17 protein-coding genes are annotated in these 21,169 nt (G+C 61.4%); 10 read left to right on the forward strand and 7 right to left on the reverse strand.

From position 1 onward, the window contains the following. Positions 1-10 precede the first annotated feature (10 nt). The 7 genes from OHL11_RS16975 (at position 11) to OHL11_RS17005 (ending at position 9,982) form a co-directional block, all read left to right on the forward strand. On the forward strand, positions 11-1,405 hold the full coding sequence (locus OHL11_RS16975; RefSeq protein ID WP_396270041.1) for an ammonium transporter: 1,395 nt from the start codon (positions 11-13) through the stop codon (positions 1,403-1,405). A 33-nt stretch (positions 1,406-1,438) separates the two neighbouring features. Then, on the forward strand, positions 1,439-1,777 hold the full coding sequence (locus tag OHL11_RS16980) for a P-II family nitrogen regulator (protein ID WP_263372737.1): 339 nt from the start codon (positions 1,439-1,441) through the stop codon (positions 1,775-1,777). Positions 1,778-1,849: 72 nt separating this feature from the next. Next, positions 1,850-4,414, forward strand: a complete 2,565-nt coding sequence (locus OHL11_RS16985; protein ID WP_263372738.1) for a [protein-PII] uridylyltransferase family protein — start codon at positions 1,850-1,852, stop codon at positions 4,412-4,414. Next, the gene (locus OHL11_RS16990; protein WP_263372739.1) at positions 4,404-5,126 is read left to right on the forward strand and encodes a hypothetical protein; all 723 of its coding nucleotides are present in this window, start codon (positions 4,404-4,406) and stop codon (positions 5,124-5,126) included. The genes OHL11_RS16985 and OHL11_RS16990 overlap by 11 nt, the downstream gene beginning before the upstream one ends. Before the next feature lie 90 nt (positions 5,127-5,216). Next, positions 5,217-5,828, forward strand: coding sequence for an NADH-quinone oxidoreductase subunit B (locus OHL11_RS16995; RefSeq protein WP_263372740.1), 612 nt, complete (start codon positions 5,217-5,219; stop codon positions 5,826-5,828). Between the two features lie 225 nt (positions 5,829-6,053). Next, a complete protein-coding gene (locus OHL11_RS17000; RefSeq protein WP_263372741.1) occupies positions 6,054-7,688 on the forward strand; it encodes a hypothetical protein in 1,635 nt (544 codons plus the stop codon). Between the two features lie 161 nt (positions 7,689-7,849). Continuing rightward, complete coding sequence (locus OHL11_RS17005) at positions 7,850-9,982, forward strand: WD40/YVTN/BNR-like repeat-containing protein (protein WP_263372742.1); 2,133 nt, start codon at positions 7,850-7,852, stop codon at positions 9,980-9,982. Between the two features lie 56 nt (positions 9,983-10,038). Here OHL11_RS17005 and tmpT read toward each other — a convergent pair whose 3' ends face one another. Next, positions 10,039-10,677: a thiopurine S-methyltransferase gene (gene tmpT / locus OHL11_RS17010; RefSeq protein WP_263372743.1), complete on the reverse strand. Its 639-nt coding sequence runs from the start codon at positions 10,675-10,677 to the stop codon at positions 10,039-10,041. Between the two features lie 131 nt (positions 10,678-10,808). On the opposite strand from tmpT, the gene mqnE reads away from it, so the two are divergent. Next, positions 10,809-11,957: an aminofutalosine synthase MqnE gene (gene mqnE / locus OHL11_RS17015; protein ID WP_263372744.1), complete on the forward strand. Its 1,149-nt coding sequence runs from the start codon at positions 10,809-10,811 to the stop codon at positions 11,955-11,957. A 67-nt stretch (positions 11,958-12,024) separates the two neighbouring features. Here the strand turns inward: mqnE and OHL11_RS17020 are convergent, their stop codons facing one another. Genes OHL11_RS17020 through OHL11_RS17035 form a run of 4 tightly spaced genes read right to left on the reverse strand, consistent with a single transcriptional unit; the run spans position 12,025 to position 14,025 of the window. After that, positions 12,025-12,483: a GNAT family N-acetyltransferase gene (locus OHL11_RS17020; RefSeq protein WP_263372745.1), complete on the reverse strand. Its 459-nt coding sequence runs from the start codon at positions 12,481-12,483 to the stop codon at positions 12,025-12,027. A 2-nt stretch (positions 12,484-12,485) separates the two neighbouring features. Next, positions 12,486-12,908: a MerC domain-containing protein gene (locus OHL11_RS17025; protein WP_263372746.1), complete on the reverse strand. Its 423-nt coding sequence runs from the start codon at positions 12,906-12,908 to the stop codon at positions 12,486-12,488. A 4-nt stretch (positions 12,909-12,912) separates the two neighbouring features. Continuing rightward, positions 12,913-13,338: a VOC family protein gene (locus OHL11_RS17030; RefSeq protein WP_263372747.1), complete on the reverse strand. Its 426-nt coding sequence runs from the start codon at positions 13,336-13,338 to the stop codon at positions 12,913-12,915. Positions 13,339-13,374: 36 nt separating this feature from the next. Further along, positions 13,375-14,025: a response regulator transcription factor gene (locus OHL11_RS17035; RefSeq protein ID WP_263372748.1), complete on the reverse strand. Its 651-nt coding sequence runs from the start codon at positions 14,023-14,025 to the stop codon at positions 13,375-13,377. Positions 14,026-14,180: 155 nt separating this feature from the next. On the opposite strand from OHL11_RS17035, the gene OHL11_RS17040 reads away from it, so the two are divergent. Next, entirely contained in the window at positions 14,181-14,498 is a 318-nt protein-coding gene (locus OHL11_RS17040; RefSeq protein WP_263372749.1) for a hypothetical protein, read from the forward strand. A 40-nt stretch (positions 14,499-14,538) separates the two neighbouring features. On the opposite strand, the gene pruA is transcribed toward OHL11_RS17040, so the two are convergent. Beyond that, a complete protein-coding gene (pruA, locus tag OHL11_RS17045) occupies positions 14,539-16,161 on the reverse strand; it encodes an L-glutamate gamma-semialdehyde dehydrogenase (RefSeq protein ID WP_263372750.1) in 1,623 nt (540 codons plus the stop codon). Positions 16,162-16,179: 18 nt separating this feature from the next. Then, a complete protein-coding gene (locus OHL11_RS17050; protein ID WP_263372780.1) occupies positions 16,180-19,746 on the reverse strand; it encodes a glycosyltransferase in 3,567 nt (1,188 codons plus the stop codon). A 67-nt stretch (positions 19,747-19,813) separates the two neighbouring features. Between OHL11_RS17050 and OHL11_RS17055 the strand changes: the two genes are divergently transcribed. Beyond that, the gene (locus OHL11_RS17055; RefSeq protein ID WP_263372751.1) at positions 19,814-21,169 is read left to right on the forward strand and encodes an ArnT family glycosyltransferase; all 1,356 of its coding nucleotides are present in this window, start codon (positions 19,814-19,816) and stop codon (positions 21,167-21,169) included.

A 21,169-nucleotide genomic window follows, 5' to 3' on the forward strand; every position in this document is an offset into this window, starting at 1 on the left:
AAAGCAGTGGATGCGCGTGAGCGCGGTGGGGGCCTTGCTGCTCACTGCGGGCAGTGCCTGGGCGCAAACGGCGGCAACGGCCTCGACCGAGCGCATCGCCGCGCTGGAGAAGGCGAATACCGCCAACGCGACGGCGATTGCCAGCGCGCAGAGCGCCGGCGATAACGCCTGGATGCTCGTCTCCGCCGCGCTGGTACTGATGATGAGCGGCCCTGGTCTGGCGCTCTTCTACGGCGGCCTTGTTCGGAAGAAGAACATCCTCGCGACGATGATGCAGACCTTTGCCATGATGGCGATCATCACGGTGCTGTGGGCGCTGTTCGGTTACTCGCTGGCCTTTGCCCCGGGGCATGGAGCACTGGCGCCGTACATCGGCGGCTTCCAGAATGTCTTCCTGCACGGCGTGGGCACGGACCCTGGCCCCTACGCAGCGACGATTCCTTCGCAGACCTTCATGGTCTACCAGTTGATGTTTGCGATCATCACCCCGGCGCTGATCACCGGCGCGTTTGCCGAGCGCATGAAGTTCTCGGCGATGGTGGTCTTCCTGATCCTCTGGGCGATCCTCGTGTACTCACCGATGGCGCACATGGTCTGGGGCGTTGGCGGTCTGTTGAACACGACCGGCGGCAAATTCCCATGCCTCGACTTCGCGGGCGGCACGGTGGTCCACGTGACCTCGGGCGTCAGCGCGCTGGTGACGGCTCTGTACATCGGCAAGCGTGTGGGCTATCCGCAGAAGCCGATGCCGCCGCACTCGGTGGTGCTCAGCTTCATCGGCGCCTGTCTGCTGTGGGTGGGCTGGTTCGGCTTCAACGCCGGTTCGGCGCTCGCGGCCTCGGGCCTGGCGACCAGTGCTTTCGTGGCGACGCATTTCGCGGCTGCCGCTGCGGCCTGCGGCTGGCTTGCGGCAGAGTGGATCCGCAACGGCAAGCCGAGCGCGCTGGGCGGCATTTCGGGTGCGGTAGCGGGCCTTGTCGGCATCACGCCGGCGGCAGGCTTCGTCACGCCGATGGCTGCGCTCTGGATCGGTCTGATCACCGGCGTCTTCTGCTTCTACATGGTCGTGAAGGTGAAGAACATCTTCGGCTACGATGACTCGCTGGACGCCTTCGGCGTACACGGCTCGGGCGGTACGCTGGGCGCGATCCTGACCGGTTTGTTTGCGCGTGCCTTTGTGAACAAGGGTACGAACATCGACGGCTTTTTCGCCGGAAATCACAAGCAGCTGCTCAACCAGTTCATCGGCGTGGCGATCGCCTGGGTGATTTCCATCGTCGGCACGTTGATTATTCTGTTTGTTGTCGATAAGTTGATTGGTCTGCGCGTGAGTGAGGAAGACGAACGCGAAGGTCTGGACATTACCCAGCATGGCGAAGAAGGCTACGACTGGGACGTTGCCTAACCTCAACCAACGCAGCAAGAGGAGCAGAACGACATGCAGAAGATTGAGGCGGTCATTCAGCCGTCAAAGCTGGAAGCCGTAAAGGACGCGCTGGTCGAAGCCGGCATCGCGGGCATCACGATCCTGGAGGCGCGTGGACACGGCCGCCAGAAGGGCCATACGGAGTTCTACCGCGGACGCGAGTACGCCGTGGACCTGTTGCCGAAGATCAAGCTCGAGGTTGTGGTGACCGACGACATGGCCGAGAAAGCCATCCAGGCCATCATCACCGCAGCCCGCACGGGCCGCATCGGCGACGGCAAGATCTTCGTTTCGAAGATCGACGAAGCTATCCGCATTCGCAATGACGAGCGCGGCGAAATCGCGCTCTAAGAGCACCTAAACCACGATCGGGAAGCGTTGACGACAAGCGAAGAAACATTGCGTGCCGAATACGAACGGCGGATGGCTGACATCCGCCGTGACTTCGAGCGCACAGCCGATGGACCGGCTGCTCTGGCCGCGCGCACAGCGCTGGTAGACGAATTGGTAGGCCGCTTGTGGTCGGCCGAAATGGCCGCAGAGCCAAAGCTCGCCAACGGCGTCGCTTTCGGCGCGGTGGGTGGCTACGGCCGCCGACAGCTCTTCCCCAGTTCCGACGTGGACCTGCTTTTTCTGGTCGAGAAGAACGATCTGGCGAAAGAAGCGATTCGGCACGTGTCGCAGGCTCTCTGGGACTGTGGCCTGAAGATCGCACTCTCGTCTCGACCCACCAGCGACTGCGAAAAGTTTGAGGCCACGAACCCCGAGTTTGGGCTCAGCCTGATGGACTTCCGCCCTCTCGGCGGCGACTCGAAGTTGTTGTCGCGGATGCAGGAGCGTTGCCTCCCACGGCTCTTCAAGCACGACAAGTCGATTCTGGCGGAGCTCGGTTCACTGACGCGCGAACGCCACAAGAAGTACGGCAACACGCTCTTTCACCTCGAGCCCAACATCAAGGACTGCCCCGGCGGTCTTCGCGACGGGCATGTGGCGATCTGGCTGCACCGTATTCTTTCGGCGAAGGGACGCGACGTGCCGATGATGCAGGCCGAGGAGTTCCGCGAAGCCGAAGAATTCCTGACCTCGGTGCGCGTGTTCCTGCACTATCGCCACGAGCGCGACGACAACACGCTGGAGTGGCGCTCGCAGGACGCGGCTGCTGAACTCGGCATTGGCTTGAGCCGTGGTCCCGACCGCCGCAGCGCCGACGGTTCCTACTGGATGCGTGTGTACTTCCGCCATGCGCGCGTGGTGGAGCGTGCCCATGCGCGCGAGGCCGAACTGACAGGGATGCGGCTCAGCGCGGATGAGACCGTCAAGTCGCTCAAGATTCCTTCGGGCACAGGTTTCCGCATTCGCGATCGTCGCATTGAGCTGGAAGACCGCATGGCGTCGGGCAGCGACCCCGCGCATGAACCTGAGGTCGTGCTTGCGGTGTTCGCTGCGATGGCGGCCACCGGCACAAAGCTCTCGCCCGAGTCTGAAGAGCGCATCGGCGACGGCATTCCATTGCTGAGTGCGCATCTGGAAGAAGGCCCCGGACTATGGCGCTCGCTTTCAAAGATCCTGACCGGCGAGTTTGCCGCGAACGCGCTGCGGACCATGCACGCGATCGGCATGTTGGAGTTGATCCTGCCGGAGTTCCACGGCATCGACGCGCTGGTGATCCGCGACGCCTACCATCGCTACACCGTCGATGAGCACACCTTTGTGCTGATCGAGACGCTGCACGGCCTCGAGCAGCCGGCTCCGCAGGGCGCGCCCGACTGGCGCGTGAAGTTCGGCGCCATGATTCGTGAGCTGCAGAACCCCGGGCTGCTGTACCTCGCCGCGCTGCTGCACGACACCGGCAAGGGCAGGGCCAGCGATGACCACGCAGCCGAAAGCGCGCGCATGGCGACCTCGGTGATCGAACGGCTGGAGATGGACTCCTACGATGCCGGCCTCGTGCTGGGGCTCATCGAGAACCATCTGGAGATGTCCGCCGCTCTGCGCCGCGACATCTTCGACGCGGAGACTGTGCGCGCCTTTGCCAGCAAGGTGCAGACGCCGGAAGCGCTGCGCATGTTGACCCTGTTCACCTATGCGGACATCAACGCCGTGCACCCGGACGCGCTGACGCCGTGGAAGGCCGAGAACCTGTGGCGTCTTTCGATGTCCACGGCCAACCAGCTGGATCGCAGTGTCGATGAAGAGCGCGTGCGCACCGGCGAAGTCCGCGTGAAGGGCGTGCGCCGTCGCGATACGCGTGTGGCGAGGTTTATGGAGCTGGCACGCGGCGAAGAAGAGATCGCGACGACCTTCCTTGAAGGCTTCCCGGAGCGTTACCTGGAGACCCGCGCGCCGGAGACGATCTTCCGCCACTTCGAGATGACGCGCCATTTCGCCGAGGAGCCGTTTCAGATCGCCTTCCGGCACGGCATGAACATGTGCGAGATCACGCTCGTCACGCAGGACCGCCCGCGCCTCTTCGCGGGCATGGCGGGCGCGCTTGCGGCGTGGGGGATGAACGTCGTGACCGCAGACGCGTTTGCCAATGCGGCGGGTGTCGTTGTCGATAGCTTCCGCTTCACCGACACGTTCCGCACGCTGGAGTTGAACGAAAGCGAACGCGAGCGTTTTGTGACGAGCGTGCGGGAGATGGTCGCCGGCCGGGCGGATGTGGAGTCGATGCTGCGCAGCCGTCGTCGCGCCAAGCGCCGTGCGCCGCGCGTGCTGGTGGAAACACGGATTGAGTTCGATGACTCTGCGAGCAGCCACGCAACGTTGCTGCAGATCGTGACGCAGGACGTTCCCGGACTGCTGCGCGCGGTGAGCACGGTGATCTCTGCCGCTGGCTTGAACGTCGAGGTTGCGCTCATCGATACGGAAGGGGAAGTCGCGATTGATGTCTTCTACCTTTCGAGCAACGCCGAACGCCTTTCTCCAGATCAAAAGAAGCAGCTCCGAGATGCGTTGCAAGAAGCGATTGAACTCAATGCGAATTAGTCGATGGATGGCAGCACTCTGCTTGATGGCCGCTCCGCTCGCGAACGCGTCGAAGCCGGTGAAGGCGGTGCCGGAAGGGGCTTGCTCCGCAGTCACCGTGCAAGGTGAGGTAGGCAGCGGAGAAGCCTTCCGCCAGGAGTTCACGCCCGGGCTGGAGCTCTTTGTCGAGCCGTTGAAGTCTGGTTGGATCGTGCGTGTGCTGGAGATGCGGCAGGGGCATGAGGTCCGCGAGCCGCATGACTGGGCCGAGGTGGCCACGCCGCCGTATCGTTCTGTGTCGCCGCTGTTGATCTCGACGGACTGGGCGTTCCGCGCTCAGGACGCGGGTGCCTGGAACCCTCGCCACTTCCGCTACGCGGTCGATCGCCAGCGATTCGACCAGCTCGTCTCCCTGGAGCAACGCGTTCTGGCGAAGGACGGCAGCGCCATGAATGAACTGGCACGGCTCGTGGTGACGCAACCGGAAGCGCGCTTCCAGCTGATGGATGTGGAGCTTGTCCCGGGCTTACGCGACCAGGCGCCGATGGCTGCTTCGGTGGCGTCTCGATGGGCGGACACACCCCACGAGGTGGTGCAGGGTGAGCCGCCGTCGGCGCTCGGACGCCTCGCGCGCATCCGTTTTAAGGTTTGGATCGAGCTGCCGCGAGGTGCGAAACCGGCAGGTGCTCTCGTCGCAGAACACTTTTCCTGCGACGCGAAACCAACCCGGTAGTTCGGTTTCGCATCGTTATAAATAACCGCAGCTTGTGAAAGCGAGACAAGGGATTACAGAAGTATTGCGAACGCCCTTATACTTGAGCGTATGAGCCAGAATTCCGCCAATACGACAACGACCAACGGCCGCCCCACTGAGAGCGCCGACCGCCGCCTGTTCGGTTCCATCGAGAGCCTGGGCATCAACCGTGACAAGGTGGACGAGGTTGTTTGGGGAAGCGAGCTTCCGGATGGAGTTGTACTCGCCTCCATGGACGCTGCGATCAACTGGGTTCGCAAGAACTCGATCTGGCCGATGACTTTCGGCCTTGCCTGCTGCGCTATCGAGATGATGTCGATGGGCGGTTCGCGTTATGACATTGCACGCTTCGGTGCTGAGGTGTTTCGCCCCTCGCCCCGTCAGAGCGACATCATGATCATCGCGGGTCGTGTTTCGCAGAAGATGGCACCGGTGATTCGTCGTCTGTATGAACAGATGCCGGAGCCGAAGTGGGTTATCTCGATGGGCGCATGCGCCACGTCGGGCGGCGTGTTCAACAACTACGCGCTGGTACAGGGTGTGAATCAGGTGATTCCGGTCGATGTTTATGTGCCGGGTTGCCCGCCGCGTCCGGAGCAGCTGCTCTACGCGATCACGCTTTTGCAGGAAAAGATTCAGGCCAGCCGCGGTTCGTTCAAGGAAGCTTTGAACCTGGCCTAGCAAGGGGCGGACTTTGGGGGAGCAATAACCACCAAGGTTCGGCCTGAGACGAAGAGATTGCCCAAAGAGTTTCTTTGGGTAGAGTGCTAACTTGAAGCGCTGCAGTGATTTTGTTCTGGACACCAAAATCATCTGCGGTAAAATTTTGGGGAACTAACAAACATTAGCGGGCCTGGACGTGAAAGTCCGCAACAAACTGCAGTTATTTGAGTGGAGGATTTTAGAATGTCTCAACGTCGTTTTCGCAATATCGGCCGGTACGCGCTGGCTGCATGTGCGGTCAGCCTGGGTTCGGCGAGCCTGATCGCACAGACGGCCGCTCCTAGCGGAACGAATCCTTCGCGCGCGGATGTTTTCCTGGGCTATTCGTACATGGGCAACCATGGTGTGGTGAAGCCGTCCAACATCCGCTTCTCGTCGGTTGACGTAGGCGCGATCGGTAGCGGAGCTTACTACTTCAACAAGTACGCAGGTTTGGAAGTCGTTGCAGTCGCGAACCCGGATGGTCAGAATGATGGCTTCTACTCCGGTTACGCTGGCCCGATCTTCCGCGCTCCGATGCAGAACTTCACGCTCTTTGCTCACGGTCTCGCTGGCGGTATTCGCGGCGGTGGCCCGAACAGCGAAGTTCCCGCGACGCTCGAGCACGAGCCCTGGACCTGGGGTGCGGGTCTGATGGTCGGCGGCGGTATGGACTATGATCTGCCGTTCTTCAACCACATGTTCGGCATTCGCCTTTTCGAGGCTGACTACCGTTACACCCACTTGAACTATGGTCCGGCGACGACGATCCCGACCGCTGGCAACCTCGGCGGCCGCGCGAACCTCGGTTCGGCTGAGCTCTCGTCGGGTATCCTGATGCACTTCGGCCACATCGTTCCTCCGCCGCCTGTCACCTATGCTTGCGCTGTGACGGCTCCGACGGGCACGATCTACCCGGGTGATGTGATCACGGTGACCGGTACGGCCACCAACCTGAACCCGAAGAAGGATGCAGCTTACACCTGGACTTCGGATGCAGGTCCGGTTGCTGGCACTTCGAACGTGGCTTCGGTCGACACGAAGACGCTTTCGGCTGGCACCTACACGGTCAAGGGCCACGTTTCGCAGGGCATGAAGCCCGGCCAGTTCTCGGACTGCTCGGCTACGTTCACTGTGACCGCGTTCCAGCCCCCGACAGTTGGCTGCTCGGCAACCCCGTCGACCGTGAACCCGGGCGATCCTTCGACCATCACTGCTAACGGCGTAAGCCCGCAGAACCGTCCGCTGACCTACAGCTACTCGGCAACTGCTGGTACCGTGAGCGGCAACACCTCGACGGCGACCCTCCAGACGACCGGCGTTGCTCCCGGCACGATTACCGTGACCTGCAACGTTGTCGACGACAAGGGCCAGACGGCATCGCAGATGACCACCGTGACGGTTTCGGCTCCGCCGCCCGCACCGGTTGTCACCAAGAGCCTCTGCACCATCACCTTCGACAAGGACAAGAAGCGCCCGACCCGCGTGGACAATGAAGCCAAGGCTTGCCTTGACGACATCGCTCTCTCGGCACAGCGTGATCCGCAGTCCAAGCTGGCTGTCATCGGCAGCTCGGAGCCCACGGAGAAGATGCCTGACCACAAGGCTGCAGAACGTGCAGTCAACGAGAAGGAATACCTCGTTGTGGACAAGGGCCTCGACGCCTCGCGCATCTCGGTCTACACCGGTGCAGCCGGCACGAAGAGCAGCGCGACGACCCTGATCCCGGTCGGTGCAACGCTCGACATGACGGGTCTCACCCCGGTCGACGAAGCCAAGGTCAAGGCTGTGCCCCGCACGGCTCACATGGCCCACAAGAAGCACCACCACAAGATGTAAGCCTCTGGCTTGCTTCTAACCGAAGGCCGACCGGATTTCCGGTCGGCCTTCGCATTTCTACCGGCTGCATCGTAGCTGATGGGAAATAAACCATCGCTACGAAAGATCGACGGACAGGGCAAAACGCCGCGGTCTTGTCGCATAAGATTGAAGTAGACAAAATGATGGAGCTTTGGGTGCGCGGCATGCGGTATCGCCTGTTTGGCTGGGCTTGTTTTCTCTTTCTCGTTTCTACGCTGGGCCTGCGTGCTCTGGCGGTTGTGCCTTGGTTTCCCCTCGGCCCTTATGGCGGCGACGCGCGCGCGATTGCGCAGGACCCGAGCGACGCTCACCATCTATTCCTCGGTACGGCAAATGGTTGGATCTATGAGTCCCGCAATGGCGGCCACGATTGGGCACGTCTCGCGCAGATCGCGCATCGCAATGATCTGGTCATCGACCACATGCTCATCGATCCCGAGAATCCAAAGCGACTGATCGTCGGCACCTGGGTGGTGGACCGTCCTGAGGGTGGGCTTTACGTCTCGATTGATGGTGGCAAGACCTGGTACGACCAGGCGCAGATGCGCGGGCAATCGATTCGCTCGCTGGCGCGCGCCTCGCAGGATCCGCGCTACCTCGTCGCGGGCACGCTCAAGGGCGTTTTTCGCTCTTCGGACAACGGCGATCACTGGGCGCTCATCTCGCCCCCGGGCTCTACGGAGATCCATGAGGTGGAGTCGGTCGCCATCGACCCGACGGACCCGGACGTGATCTACGCCGGCACATGGCATCTCCCCTGGAAGACCACTGACGGCGGCAAGAACTGGGAGAACATCAAGAACGGCATCATCGATGACTCGGACGTGTTTTCGATCATCATCGATCCGCAGCACCCTAAGACCGTCTACGCCAGCGCTTGCTCGGGTATCTACAAGAGCTATGACGCGGGCGTCCAGTTCCGCAAGATCAACGGTATTCCGTCGTCTGCTCGCCGCACGCGTAAGCTGACGCAGGATCCACGCTTTCTCGGTACGGTTTACGCCGGAACAACGGAAGGGCTGTATCGCACGCTTGATGGTGGCATGCAATGGGTGCGCCTGACAGGCGGCGACGTGATCGTCAACGACGTTTGGGTCGACCCGACGAACTCGCAACATCTGCTGTTGGCGACTGATCGCGGTGGCGTGCTCGTAAGCTTCGATGGCGGCGCGATCTTCGAGTCGTCGAATACAGGATTCTCGGCGCGTCAGGTTGTTTCCTACGTGATGGATGCGAAGGGAAGCGGTCGTATGTACGTCGGTGTCGTGAACGACAAGACGACCGGGGGCGTCTTTACCAGCAGCGATGGTGGCATTCATTGGGCGCAGCAGAGCACCGGACTCGGCGGTAGAGACGTCTTCAGCCTGGCCTCGTTGCCAAGCGGTACGGTGCTTGCGGGCACAGGACACGGCGTCTTCCGGCTCGCTGAAGATGAATGGAAGGACTCGAGCGTTCTTTTGCCCCCTCCGGCGCCGGAAGCGGCAAAGCCCGAGCCGCACAAGGCTCCGGCGACTGGTAAGCCTGCTACGAAGAAGGCCGCGCCAGCGACACGGGGCAAGGTGGTGCACAAAGCCAACGTGGCGTTCTACTACGGCGCTCCGGCAAACACCAAGACCCGAAAGAAGACTCCCCCGGCACGCAAGCCCGTGCGTTCCACGCCGCCTCCTGCGCCGACGCGCATGGACGAGGTGATCTACGCGCTTGAGCCGATCGGTAGCACGGTGTTCGCAGGCACGACGCGCGGCATCGTGCGTTCGGAGGATGACGGTGCCTCCTGGAGTCCGGTAGTTACGCTGGCGATGCCCGATGCTCGCTTCCTCGCCGGGAATCCGAAGATGCTTCTGGCGGCGACGTTGAAGCGGATGGCTTTGTCCGTTGACATGGGCAAGACGTGGGACACGGTGGCACTTCCGGCGGACCTCACGCAGATTGGCGCGGTTGCGGTCGATGAACTCGGCAATCTTTGGGTGGGTGGCCGCGAGGGCGTTTATTACTCCACCGACCTCGGCGAGAACTGGAAGACGTTGAAGAACCTCTTCATTACGCAGGTCGACAATATCCACTTCGATGCGCTGCAGCACCGGATTCTCGTCACGTCGAGCGCTTCGCCGTTTGCGTTCTCCGTTACGCTTCCTGAGTACAAGGTGAACTACGTGGAGACCGGATGGAATCTGCGATTCGTGCGACCGGTGGGTGACCACCTGATCGGGGCCTCGCTCTTTGATGGCATGGTCGTGCAGCCGCGCATGGTGAACTCGAAGTTCGGCAAATAGTCTGCAAGAGTGAAAAGGCGTGGCTCTCGGGCCACGCCTTTTCACTCTTGCAAGCGTTATCGCGGTTCCAACAGCCAGATGCTTTCCTGCGCCGGGCTGATACCCTTCAGGCCACCCGGGACGTCGATGCGTTCGAGCAGCTCCAAGGCGTAGTGCTTGCCGTAGTACGCGTTCAACTGCGTTTCGGGAGTGGAGAAGGGCGGCCCGGGCTGCGTTGACTGATCGTACTCAAAGGTGATCTGCAGGATCGGCGCGGCGGCGCTCAGGCGTAGCACCTGCTCGGCGTATGCCGGCTGGGTCTCGGGCGGAAAGGCGACCATCGCCGCGCGGTCGTAGACCAGGTCGATGGAGCCAAGCGTTTCGGGCGTGAGGTCGAAGATATTGCCAAGGTAGATGGTGATGCCGTCTGCGCTGAATCGCTTCAGTGCGCCTGCATCCTCGACGCGTGGAGCGGTGCCGAGCTCTTCGAAGAACTGAGCTACGGCGAGTTCGCTAAGCTCTGCGCCGATGGGGCGCAAGCCCTGATCGCGCAGCCATCGTAGGTCGGCGGTCTTGCCACACAGGGGGACGAAAATGCACGCATCCGGCTTCAATCCCAGCGCGGGAAGATGCTTCACAAGCAGGGAGTTCGGCTTGCCCTCATGGAAGGCGATGCGGTTGTTTTGCCAGGATTGATGCCAGAAACTTGGTTCCATGCGGACCTCTCAGCGGGCTCTGTTTTCGTCGTCAGAGTAGAGCATTCGCCGCTGGATCGAAAGTGAAAATCGTAAAGAGCCTAAGGCCCGCGCACTTTGGTAGTCGGGTGCACCGGGCGTAGAATATTCCTATGCAGACCCCGCTCACGCAGAAGCCGCGACATGGTTTCCAGACCGACGACCCCTTGCTCGAACCGATCGCTGAGAAGGTACAGCGCGGCGAACGGCTGACCTTTGAGGATGGCGTGACGCTGTATCGCTCGGGCGACATTCTGGCCGTGGGCTGGATGGCGAACCTCGTGCGCGAACGCCTGCACGGCGATCTGGCGTACTTCAATGTGAACCGCCACATCAACCCCACGAACGTCTGCGTGGCAAGTTGCCGTCTGTGCGCCTTTGGACGCAAGAAGGGCGATCCCGACACCTACACGATGGCGTTGGAAGAGGCATGGGAAACTGCAGGTCAGGGCCTGACTGAAGCCGTTACCGAGTTCCACATCGTTGGCGGTCTGCACCCGGATCTGCCGTTTGAATACTTCATGGAGTTGGTCAGCGGACTCAAGCAGCGTTACCCGCAGGTGCACATCAAGGCCTTCACCATGGTCGAGGTGGCGTTCCTTGCCAAGCGCGGCAAGATGACGATTGAAGAGGCACTGGAGCGCATGAAGGCCGCTGGTGTGGACTCGTGCCCCGGTGGCGGTGCGGAGATCTTCTCCGACCGTGTGCGCCACATCATCTGCGACCACAAGATCGATGGCTCGGAGTGGCTCGACACCGCACGCCTCGCGCATAAGGCTGGCCTGAAATCGAATGCCACGATGCTCTACGGCCACATTGAGAATGACGAAGACCGCGTCGACCACCTGTTGAAGCTGCGTGCGGTGCAGGATGAGACGAACGGCTTCCAGACGTTCATCCCGTTGAGCTTCCACCCGGACAACACGGCGCTGGGGCACCTGCCGAAGTCCACAGGCATGACGGACATTCGACAGATCGCCGTGAGTCGCCTGATGCTCGACAACTTCCCGCACATCAAGAGCTACTGGCAGATGGTAACGCCGAAGATGGCGCAGATTTCGCTGCGTTTTGGCGCGGACGATATCGACGGCACGGTGATCGAAGAGAAGATTTATCACGACGCCGGTGCGGAAACCCCGCAGGGGATGCGACGCCGTGACCTCGAGCGCCTCATCACCGAGGCGGGGCGCATTCCGTTCGAGCGCGACACGCTGTACCGTGAGGTGACACGCAGCGAAGACAGCTTCACGATTGCGGTCTAAGCGAGCTTTCCCAATGACAAAAGCTGCTCGGCATACCGGGCAGCTTTCGTTATTTCTGGTGTGAACGCTAGGTGGCGCTGATGTCGTTGAAGACCATCCAGTGCGTACCCATGGCTTCGGCGTCGCGGCGCAGGAAGACCGTGCGCGCGGAGTCGTTCGTCGGCGTCACATTGACGCAGATCTTCGCGGCCCCCTGCGAGCGGAACCAGGCGAACATCGCGTCGAGCAGTTTGTCGGCGATGCGCTGACCGCGCAGGCGGGAGTCCACGTCCAGCCACTGGATCTCTCCCTTGCAACCGAAGCGCGTGGTGAGATGGCCGGCGATCAGGCCGACGACTTCGTTCTCGGTGTCGTCGACAGCCACGAAAAATGCGCGCGGCTCGAGACCGTAGGGCGGCGTCTGCTGGCGGATCATGTAGGCCGTCAGTCGCGGCTCCCACTCGTTGGGCGAACCCCACTGATCGCCACGCAGGCGGGCCATTGCGGCAAGGTCGTTGAATGTTGCTTCTTCGATGAGGATGGCCATGTCTACTCCGGGTCGCAGCAGTGGTCCGCGCAGACGCAATCGCGGCAGAAGGTGTGGTTGATGCGGTGCGCGGCGATCATCAGGAGACTGCCGCAGAAGGTAATCGCGACTTCCTGCCAATGCGCAGAGAGGCGATCTCCTGCAAATGCACCCGTGGCGATGAAGGCGAGTCCTGCTGCCATCAACCCCAGTACGCGGCGACGGCCGTGCGTGCGGAATCCGCGCACGAGCGCGATCGTGCCGAGAAGGGAGACGACCACCGCGAGCGTCCGATGTGAGCGCTCCTCGGAGGGCATGAAGTGCGCGGCGACGGCGGAGAAGGAGATGAGCACAGGCACGCAGAGGCAGTGCACGACGCAGAGCGCAGAAGTGGCGATGCCGAGGCGATCAGCCCAGGTAGTAATGTCGGTGCGGGATGAAGTCATGAGGCTACTTTGCAAAGAGTTGTGAGAGATCGTTGAAGGCTTTGAACTCGAGCGCGTTACCGGCGGGGTCGAGGAAGAACATGGTGGACTGCTCGCCGACCTCGCCCTTGAAGCGCGTGTAAGGCTCGATGATGAAGCTGATGCCCGCGGCCTTCACGCGTTCTGCGAGGCCGTCCCATTCTTCAGGGGTAAGCACCACGCCGAAGTGCGGCACGGGAACTTCGTGGTTATCGACAGCGTTTGTATGAGTGGGCGCAGCGTCCGGAGCCTTCGGCTTCAGGTGCGCAACGATCTGATGACCGAAGAGATCGAAGTCGATCCAGTGATCGGCAGAGCGGCCTTCCGGGCAACCGAGTACGGTGCCATAGAAGTGGCGCGCGGCGCGGAGATCATCTACCGGAAAGGCAATGTGAAACGGACGAAGACTCATACCTCTGATGATAGAGCCTTTGCGAAGTGGAGGGAATCAGGCGCGCTTGGAACGTAGCGGGTGGGCCAGTTCGATGGCCTCGGCCAGCGCGCGGTGATGCACCGTGTAGAGCGCGAGTTCGAGGCGATCGGAGACGCCGGTCTTGTCATAGATGGAGCGGAGGTAGTTCTTCACGACCTGCTCCTTGGTGTTCAGCTGCGTGGCGATGTCTTTGTTCTTCGCGCCATCGGTGACGAGCGCGATGATCTGCAATTCTTTGGGCGTGAGACGCTGCACCACGCGTGCGCCGACTCGGTCAGGAGAGGGCATCGGCTTGATGGTTGCGCGCTGGACGCTGCGCTCCCCGGCCGCCACGCGGTGAATGCACTCGACAAGCTGCGGGCCCGCAACGGAACGCAACACCACGCCTTCGACGCGCTGCAGAACACTCTCGTCTGCGTCCGTGCCATGCTCCAGGATCATCACGGAACGCGAGTTCGCCTGTTCGATCCAGTCGAGCAAGTCGTGGAGATCTCGGCTGATCGACGACGGGAAGATGACCACCGATTGGCGGAGCGCGCCGACGGCTTCCTTCAAACGCTCTTCGTCGGAACACTGCGCGGCCACATGGATATCATCTTCCAGTGCGAGGACGCGCGAGGTTCCAGTGCGAAAGATCGCCTGGTTATCTGCGAGAACGACTTGCAAAGGCGCTTCTGAAAGGCTAACGGACATTGCTCCCCTAGAAGAAATGGGGCGATTGGTTTTCGGTATCCCACAAAAGTTGGTTCGCTGTGGAGTCTGCGTTTTCGAGCAACATCTGGCGGATTTCTGCGTTGAAGAGAGGCGAGAGGTGCTGTTGCATGAAGCTTCGCCGACTTGTACTCGCTACGTTTTCAGGACTTGCATTGACTGTGGCTGTGGGGTGCGCCCACCGGCCTCCGCCACCCCCGCCGCCTCCTCCGCCGATCGTTCAGTTCGCGGAGCACGCGGGGTTCGACACCGGTCATGCAGATGGTCAGCGCGCGGCGTATAACCGTGCTCCTGCTGATCCGTATCACACACGCGCGTTTCAGGAGACGCCAGGCTATCGCCCGGGCATGGGACCGTTCCGGTTGTATCGTGAGAGCTTCCGCCGGGCCTATGTACAGGGATTTGGCGCTGGCTACGCAGGACGCTAAACGACGACGAGGCGAGGTCAGATGACCTCGCCTCGTCGCGTTAGATTCCCATGCGCTGAGCTTCTTCTTCCGCCGCGTCGCTGACCACTCCACGCTTTTCGGCAACCGACTTTGCCTGCGTGAAGAGCGTCAGGTAATCGGGACCGCCGGCCTTGCTGTCCGTGCCGGAGAGATTGAAGCCGCCGAACGGATGCGCGCCGACCATGGCGCCGGTGCACTTGCGGTTCAGGTACAGGTTTCCGACATGGAACTCATCGCGTGCACGATTCAGCTTCTCGCGCGAGCTCGTGTAAATGGCGCCGGTGAGACCATACTCCGTGTCATTCGCAATCGCCAGAGCGTCGTTGAAGTTCGACGAACGGATGATGGCGAGGAACGGACCGAAGACCTCTTCCTGCGCGATACGTGACTTCGCGGGGACATCGCGAAAGACCGTTGGAGCGAGGAAGTAACCCTCTTCCGCAGGCTTGAGTGCGACACCGCCAGTGAGGAGCTTGCCTTCGGCCTTCCCGATCTCGATGTACGAAAGAACGCGGTCGTAGGCGAGTTGGTTGATGACCGGGCCCGCGTACGCATTTGACTCCGGCGTGCCGCTCTTGATGGCTTCGACCTTCTCCTTCACGCGGTCGCAGAAGCTGTCGTAGATCGCGTCTGCGACGATCGCGCGTGAGCAGGCAGAACACTTCTGTCCGTTGAAGCCGAAGGCGGAGGCGACCACGCCATCTACAGCTGCGTCGATGTCAGCATCCGCTTCCACGATGATGGCGTCTTTGCCGCCGAGCTCGAGGATGGTGCGCTTGATGTGGCGCTGACCAGGGATGACCTTCGCAGCGCGCTCGTGGATCTCAAGGCCGACCTTCTTCGAGCCGGTGAAGGCGATGAAGTGGATGAGAGGCGACTCCGTCAGCGCTCGGCCGACCGCTGGACCACCGTGCACGAGATTGACGACGCCCGCGGGGACGCCCACTTCCTCGAGCACTTCCACGAAGAGCGCGGCCATCGTCGGTGCGTCCGGGGAGGGCTTCAGCACGACGGTGTTGCCGCATACGATGGATGCGGCTGTCATGCCCGCCATGATGGCGAAAGGGAAGTTCCAGGGCGGAATTACCGCGCCCACGCCGAGCGGGAGGTAGCGCAGCAGATTCTTCTCGCCAGGAAACTGGATCGGGGTCGTCGCACCGTCTAGCTTCAACGCTTCGCGCGCGTAGAACTCGAGGAAGTCGATGCACTCACCGACGTCGGCGTCAGCCTCGGCCCAGTTCTTGCCGACTTCCAGGGTCAGCCAGGCGCAGAAGTCGAAGTGACGTTCGCGGATGATCTTTGCGGCTTCGAGCAGCAGCTTCACGCGCGCGATCACCGGCTGCTTCTTCCACGAGGTGAACGCCGCGCGCGCAGCGTCGATAGCTTCGTCGACTTCTACGGGAGTGCTCTCGAAATGTGTCCCTACGACCTCACTGGGATTTGCGGGGTTGGTTGAAGTGAACTTCTTGGCAAGCTGACGGTGCTTGCCGCCGATGATCGTCGGGTAGGTGCGTCCGAACTCGCTGCGGGCCTTCGCCAAAGCAGCTTCATACGCGCGCTTGTTGTCGCCGTTCGTGAAATCCGTAAAGGCTTCGTTCACAAAGTTGGAGAGTTCGAGTGTGTCCAGATTGCTCATGACCATTCACTTTCTTCAACGCAACTACTGCGTGAGTTCATCAGTTTGCTTCGACATCTTTGCGGTGCGTTCCAGCTTGTCCCAGTTGAAGGGTTTGCCGTCGATGGCCCGTTTCACGGTCTTCAGCAGTACCCACGAGAAGAGCTGGCGGTATGTGAAACGCTGGATCCAGATGTGGACCAGCAGCCACGCATCGCCCTTTGAAGCAGGGTGCTTGCGCTCCAGTGCGAAAGCAAGCGCGGAAGCGAGGAAGTCCACCAGGAGGAAGGTGAGGAAGAAGGTCAGCAGCTTCACGAAATCCGCAGAGCTGGTGGTCTCGGGGTGGAAATGGAGATTGATGAAGTAGTGCAGCACGCCCGCCACGAACATCAAGTCGATGAGCGGCGATACCAGCGGCAGCATGATCTGGAAGATCACGATGTTCGGTAGCGCAAAGAGGCCCATCGCACGACGATTCCGAATCGCCATCTTGTGCTTGTAGACCGCCTGCAGGATGCCGAAGCTCCAGCGGAAACGCTGGCGCGCAAGGCCACTCGCGTTGACGGGGGCTTCGGTGAAGGCGAGCGCCTGGTCTTCGTAGATCACGGCGTAGCCTTGCTCGAGCAGGTTCATGGTGAGGTCGGCGTCTTCAGCGACCGTGTCGGGCGCATAGGCGCCGCCAGCCTTTACCGCAGCGGTGCGCCATGCGCCGATGGCTCCGGGCACGACCATCACGACGTCGAAGAGATCCAAAGCTCGGCGTTCGAAGTTCTGCGAGGTGATGTATTCGAGCGCCTGCCAACGCGTCCACAGGTTTACTCGATTGCCAACCTTCGCGTTACCCGCAACGGCCCCGATGTGTGGGTTGGCGAAGTGGCACACGAGACGAGAGATCGCATCGTGCGCGATCACGCCGTCCGCATCAATGCCAACGTAAATCTCTTCGTCGATGTGCTCGAGTGCGTAGTTGAGCGCTTCGGCTTTGCCACCGTTAGGCTTCACCATCACCTCGACGCGGCCCTCGGCGATCTCCTTCGCGTAGGTCGTCTTCACGACCTCCGCGGTGGTGTCCTTGGAGCCGTCGTCGATCACGACGATGCGCAGGTTCTTGTAATTCGACATCAGCACCGAACGCACGGTGCGGGCGATGACTGTCTCTTCGTTGTACGCAGGAATGAGGACGGCGACGCGCGGGTTATAGTCCGCGGTAGAGAAGTCTTTGCGCTTGCGCAGGCGATCGATGAGCGCGCATACGCCGATGATGATGAGGCGCGCGGTCATCAGGACATCGCCGATGAAGAAGACGTAGATGACGAAGTGGTTGAAGAACGAGATGAAGAAGAAGGTGATGGAGTCCGCGAAGGCCGACAGCTTCTCGCGCCGCGTGCTGAGCGGCGGCATCACCTGGTTGCGGGTCATGCCGATCAGGTCAGAGACCGGCACGATTTCATAGCCGCGCGCGCGTAGGGCATCGATGAGCACGGGCAGCGCAGCGATGGTTGGCGAACGATCGCCGCCGCCGTCGTGCATCAGGATGATTGAGCCCTTCATCCACGTCTTCACCTGCGCTTCGTTGATCTGCTCGAAGACGCTTTGCACGATCTCCTGCGGAGATTTGCGCGGGTGCTCGTCCCAGTCGTTGGTATCGATCTTGTTGCCGACGATGACGTAGCCGAGCGACTGAATCGACTCAATCGGCGCAGCCTGATCGTTGGTATCCGGTTCCTGATCGATCGAGTACGGCGGGCGGAAGTACACAGGCGAAACACCGAGCTTGGACCGGAACAGGCGCTCGGTGAGATCGAGCTGCAGGTTCACCTGACCCTGCGAGATTTCCGAGATGTCAGGGTGCGTGAAGGTGTGGTTGCCGATCTCATGCCCTTCGCGATAGACGCGCTGCATGATGCTGACATTGTCCTCGGCTTCTTCGCCGATCATGAGGAATGTGCCCTTGACGTTCTTCTGCTTCAGGATGTCGAGGATCTTCGGTGTCCAGATCGGGTCCGGGCCATCATCGAAGGAGATGGCAACCTTCTTCGGGTGATAGCCGTACTGCGTCATCGTGTAGGGCAGTGGGTACGAGTCCATCGTCTCGTTGACGACAGAGAGGTACGGTGTGGGGATCGTAGGATCAACGTCCATCGAGATGGTGCGATGTCCCACCTGCGGCGAACCTGTTACGCGCAGAATGTCGCCGTCACCCTCGGTGTTGACGTCCCAGCCGGGGTTGACGCTGGCGAGGTCCTTGACGGGGTCGGAGTGAAGTGGGCTGTCCCAGATCTTCCAGAGGGAATCATCTTCCGTGCCGAGACGCCAAAGCGCGAAGGTCTGCAGACCGAGCGCTCGGGCCACGCGCATTTCGTTGACGGCGGTGACGGCGTCGAGGAACCAGACCTCGTGGCGCACGTGTGCGTCATCGTCGTCGTAGGCGAAGTGCGGATTGAGCGACGGGTCCTCAAGTTCGATCGTGGCGCCGGCGTCGTGTGCCGCGGCCCACGCTTCCTGCGTGGAGAGGTTCGTCGACGAAAGAATGCTGTCGGTGTTCAGCGGTGCACGCGCGGGCGCGGGCTTGGGGTTACGGCGGCTGGCCTTGGCCTGAGGCTGCGGCATGGCCGTCGTCCAGTCATAGCCGTAGTTGCCGATGGAGCAGATGATCTTCTCGCGCGGAACATTCTTCAGGATCTCGCGGAGGTTGTTCTCAAACCAGTCCTGAGCCGCGATGGGGCCAGCGAGTGTGCCGCTCTGGTGCTGGTCATAGTTCATCAGCACAAGACCGTCGGCGTGGTCGGCGAGATAAGCGTAATCGTAGTTAGAGTCGCCTACCGGAACGGTGATGTAAAGCCGAAGATTGCGTGCGTGGAAGTCGTCGTAGATCGCCGCAACGAGCGAACGGAAGCCAGATTGCGCGTCGGCTGGAATGGCCTGAAAGTCAAAGGTCAAGCCGCGATAGCGTGTGTTCGCCGCCAGGAAACGATCGACCTGTTGCTGGAATTTATTACGGGCATCGGGGCTTTGAAGGAATGCACCGATGCTGTCTTTGAACACGCCTTCCGTGGGCGAGTAGTTGTTGACGAGCGGGAAGATCTCGGTGTCTTCGTGCGCGGTGTCGATCGCGTGAACGACGCGGTTCTCGCGGTCAACGCCATGGACGCCAGCGTTGTCGATGACGGAGAAGGGTGTGTTCGACGACGAGTACGCGGTGAGCGAACCGTCAGGCGTGATGACGTGCAGCCACTCTGGGAAGAGCAGGTCGATCTGCTTCACGTGCTGCTTGAAGGACGCGATCGAAGCGGGGTCGACGTCGGTGTAGAACGCAGCGCGCAGACCTTCGCTCTGGTTCATCACAACGTCCGACGGCATCAGCGTGGAGTGCCGATGTGCCGAGCGATTGAGCTTGTCCTTGGTCGCCTGCGCCGTTTCCGGTGTGTTCGCCAGGGCGCGGTACTTCTTTGATGTGGAGCGCAGATCGATGCCACGCATGGGTTTCATGCGCACGATGCCGATCACGAAGATAATGCCTACGATAGCCCCAAAGAGCGCGAGCAAGTCAAAGACGCGGCGAAGCCGCTTCCAGCGCTTGCGTTGAGGGTCGTAGAAGATGGGCTTGCTCATGCGTTGGCTATCGGGCAAAGGGACTCCGCAGCTATTTTAGCCGCGTAGACGGTTATGATGCAGGAACATGCAGGCAAGCTGGCGCGAATGGAGATGGTGGTGGCTCGCCTTGGCGTGCGGCTTCACTCTGCGCGCCGTTTTTGCACTGCATCATCCGCGGTTTGATGGCGACACGCTGGTCTACGGCGACCTTGCCCAGAATATGTGGGCGCACCATGTCTACGGGCTTACGGAAGGGCATGTGGTACGGCCGACGCTCATTCGCCTGCCGGGATATCCGCTCTTCACCGCGCTGAACTTCCTTCTCTTCGGCATGGGCAACTATACGGCGCTCGTCTGGGTGCAGATCGTGCTTGCCCTGGCTGGATGCTGGGCTTTAGCGAGGTCGCTCGGGCGCATGTGGGGGCCGAGCGCTGGCTTGGCGATGATGTGGCTGGCGTGCCTGTGCCCGTTTACCGCAGAATATGACGCGCTGGCGCTGACAGAGAGCCTCGCAATGGTGTGCCTCGTCGCGGTGCTTGTCGGGCTTGAGCGCTGGAAGGCGACGAAGCGGTGGCGCTGGGTTTGGATCATGGGCGCGGCGTCTGCATTTGCTGTGCAACTGCGGCCTGATCGCGGGTTGCTTACGGTGGTTTGCCTCATCGGCCTCTTCGCGGTGGACTGGCGAAAGGCACTGCGGCCGGCGTTGTTGGTCTGTCTTCTGGTAGCGCTTCCGATTTTGGGCTGGACTGTCCGCAACAAACGCGTGATGCACGTCTGGCAGCCGCTGGCACCGAAGTACGCGAACGATCCGGGCGAGTTCGTCGCGATGGGCTTCAACCGCTGGTATCGCACGTGGGCGATGGAGTATTGGTCGACGGTCAACGTGTATTGGCTGTGGGATGGTGCCGTCGTGACTTTGAGCGATCTGCCCGCGCGAGCGTTTGATTCGCCGGCTCAGCGCCAGGAAACGGCGAGGGCGTTGGCGGTGTACAACCGCGATCAGGCGGCGAGTCCGGCAAACGATGCGGCTTTCGCAAAGCTCGCGCGCGAGCGGACGCAGACTCATCCGCTACGCACTTATGTGTGGATGCCCGTGGGGCGGCTGCTCGATATGTGGCTACGTCCGCGCACGGAGTTCTTCAAGCTGCCGCTGGCGTGGTGGCGTTGGAGCGAGCACCCCGGAGGATCGCTCGTCTGCGCGGCATATGCAGGGCTGAATCTGTTGTTGCTCGTTGCCGCGAAGTGGGCTTTCTGGCGGAAGCGTGAGTTGTTCGCCGAGCCTGCGGTCATCGCTGGCATTGCGTTCGTCGTGCTGCGCTCTCTGCTGCTTCTGACGATCGATAACTCCGAGCAACGGTACACGGTGGAGTGTTGGCCGGTGGTGTTGCTCTGCATCGCCGCGTGGTTTGCTGCAAAGGAAAAGCCCTCCGCGCAGTCGTAG

The organism is Granulicella cerasi (assembly GCF_025685575.1).
In the GTDB taxonomy this organism is placed as follows: Bacteria; Acidobacteriota; Terriglobia; order Terriglobales; family Acidobacteriaceae; genus Granulicella; species Granulicella cerasi.

Bases quoted from the DNA above. Each gene is read 5' to 3' on its own strand.
- OHL11_RS16975 (WP_396270041.1), top strand. From the start codon at position 11: ATGCGCGTGAGCGCGGTGGGGGCCTTGCTGCTCACTGCGGGCAGTGCC.
- OHL11_RS16980 (WP_263372737.1), top strand. From the start codon at position 1,439: ATGCAGAAGATTGAGGCGGTCATTCAGCCGTCAAAGCTGGAAGCCGTA.
- OHL11_RS16985 (WP_263372738.1), top strand. From the start codon at position 1,850: ATGGCTGACATCCGCCGTGACTTCGAGCGCACAGCCGATGGACCGGCT.
- OHL11_RS16990 (WP_263372739.1), top strand. From the start codon at position 4,404: ATGCGAATTAGTCGATGGATGGCAGCACTCTGCTTGATGGCCGCTCCG.
- OHL11_RS16995 (WP_263372740.1), top strand. From the start codon at position 5,217: ATGAGCCAGAATTCCGCCAATACGACAACGACCAACGGCCGCCCCACT.
- OHL11_RS17000 (WP_263372741.1), top strand. From the start codon at position 6,054: ATGTCTCAACGTCGTTTTCGCAATATCGGCCGGTACGCGCTGGCTGCA.
- OHL11_RS17005 (WP_263372742.1), top strand. From the start codon at position 7,850: ATGATGGAGCTTTGGGTGCGCGGCATGCGGTATCGCCTGTTTGGCTGG.
- tmpT (WP_263372743.1), bottom strand. From the start codon at position 10,677: ATGGAACCAAGTTTCTGGCATCAATCCTGGCAAAACAACCGCATCGCC.
- mqnE (WP_263372744.1), top strand. From the start codon at position 10,809: ATGCAGACCCCGCTCACGCAGAAGCCGCGACATGGTTTCCAGACCGAC.
- OHL11_RS17020 (WP_263372745.1), bottom strand. From the start codon at position 12,483: ATGGCCATCCTCATCGAAGAAGCAACATTCAACGACCTTGCCGCAATG.
- OHL11_RS17025 (WP_263372746.1), bottom strand. From the start codon at position 12,908: ATGACTTCATCCCGCACCGACATTACTACCTGGGCTGATCGCCTCGGC.
- OHL11_RS17030 (WP_263372747.1), bottom strand. From the start codon at position 13,338: ATGAGTCTTCGTCCGTTTCACATTGCCTTTCCGGTAGATGATCTCCGC.
- OHL11_RS17040 (WP_263372749.1), top strand. From the start codon at position 14,181: ATGAAGCTTCGCCGACTTGTACTCGCTACGTTTTCAGGACTTGCATTG.
- pruA (WP_263372750.1), bottom strand. From the start codon at position 16,161: ATGGTCATGAGCAATCTGGACACACTCGAACTCTCCAACTTTGTGAAC.
- OHL11_RS17050 (WP_263372780.1), bottom strand. From the start codon at position 19,746: ATGAGCAAGCCCATCTTCTACGACCCTCAACGCAAGCGCTGGAAGCGG.
- OHL11_RS17055 (WP_263372751.1), top strand. From the start codon at position 19,814: ATGCAGGCAAGCTGGCGCGAATGGAGATGGTGGTGGCTCGCCTTGGCG.